Source organism: Sinorhizobium sp. GQ132 (assembly GCF_059758575.1).
In genome coordinates this window covers 1-1797 of sequence record NZ_JCAXDX010000041.1, presented here as the reverse complement: position 1 = coordinate 1797, position 1797 = coordinate 1, and the positions used below count along the sequence as shown (strand labels likewise).

The window sequence follows — 1797 nt, the reverse complement described above, 5'->3', positions numbered from 1 at the left end:
GTCCCGCGTGCAGCTCAACCACGCCCAACTGATGGCGCTGGTGGACGGGATGGACTGGAAGCGCGTGCGCACGGTTGCAGTAAAGCGGCCGGAATTTGCTGGGTAAAGCCCTGCGGCAGAGTGAATCAGGCGGCTGAAACTGAGGGAAAATCTCGCCGAAATGTGCTCTACATTAGGGCATGACACCAGCCGATCTCGAGCTTCCTGATGACGTTGATGCGCTGAAAGCCATGGTCATGGCGATGGCCGCAAAGGCTGCGCGCGCCGATGTTCTGGAAGACGAAGTCGCTGATCTGAAGGCCCGCAATGCGGACGCTGACGAACAGATCGCCAAGTTGAAGCTGATCCTCAAAGCCTTCAATCGATACAGGTATGGCCGCCGCTCGGAAAAGCAGGGAAAGACCATCGAGGCAGACCTGGACGAACAGGGCGCGTTTGTCTTCGAAGAAATCGACACTGGCATTGCCGCGATCGAGGCGCTGGTTTCCAAGGGTCGCAATCCAGCCGCTGCAAAGCATGCGCCGCGTCCACGCAGGGGCTTTCCTCCGCACCTGGAGCGGGTGCATGTAGTCATTGAACCGGACGAACTGCCCGAACATGCTGGCAAACAGAAGGTCCTGATCGGGGAAGATATCTCCGAGCGGCTTGATGTTATCCCGCCAAAGTTCCGGGTGATTGTCACCCATCGCCCGAAGTATGCCTTCAAGAACGAAGACGGTGTCATCCAGGCATCGGCCCCGGCGCATATCGTCGAAAGCGGCATTCCGACAGAAGCGCTGCTCGCCTATATCGCGGTTTCTAAATATGGCGACGGGTTGCCGCTTTATCGACAGGAGGCGATCTTCCTGCGCGATCATGTCGAAGTCGACCGCGGGATCATGGCACGGTGGATGGGCAAGCTCGGATTCGAACTCGAGATCCTCGCGGACTACATCTTCAGCCAGATCAAGAGAGGCGAACGAATATTCGCCGACGAGACGACATTGCCGACCCTTGTTCCCGGATCGGGGTCGGCAAAGACAGCGTATTTATGGGCGTACGCGCGGGACGACCGACCGTTCGGCGGCAGTGGACCGCCGATAGTGGCCTATCGCTTTGAAGACAGTCGATCCGGTGATTGTGTTGCTCGCCATCTCGAAGGCTATCGGCATTCTGCAGATCGATGGATACACTGCCTATAACCGTGTTGCCCGCCCTGACCGCAGAAACGACGGCGCTCTTTTGGCGGGGTGCTGGGCGCATAGTCGACGTCGGTTTTACGAGCTGCACGCAAACGACAGCTCAAAGGTCGCAACGGCGACGATCGAAAAGATGGGCGCACTTTGGTCGATCGAGGAAAAGGTGCGCGGACAAGGCCCCGATGTTCGCGTTGCCGCCCGTCAGGATGCCTCCGCTGCAGTCGTTGCCGATCTCTACAAACTCTGGCAGGACACGCTGTCCCGCATCTCTGGAAAATCAAAGCTCGCCGAGGCCATTCGCTATGCCCTTAATCGGCGGGAAGCCTTCGAACAGTTCCTCCATGACGGGCGCATCGAGATAGACTCCAACATTGTTGAGCGTGCCATCCGGCCTCAGGCAATTGTTCGGAAAAATAGCCTATTCGCCGGAAATGCCGGCGGTGGAAGGACTTGGGCGACGCTCTCTACGCTCATCCAGTCCGCCAAGATGAACGAAGTCGATCCGCTGGCCTGGCTGACGCAGACGCTTGAGCGTATCGCCGCAGGTTGGCCATCAAGCGATCTCGACGCTCTGATGCCCTGGAACTTCAAGAAGTAACGGCCTCACGTCACCGCTTAC

The 1797-nt window shown here is 58.3% G+C and carries 1 pseudogene; it reads left to right on the top strand.

What is annotated here, in order from left to right:
- The first annotated feature begins 179 nt into the window (after nt 1-179).
- Nucleotides 180-1776 (top strand): annotated as a pseudogene (gene tnpC / locus AC6CIG_RS29610) (IS66 family transposase).
- Nucleotides 1777-1797: the final 21 nt, after the last annotated feature.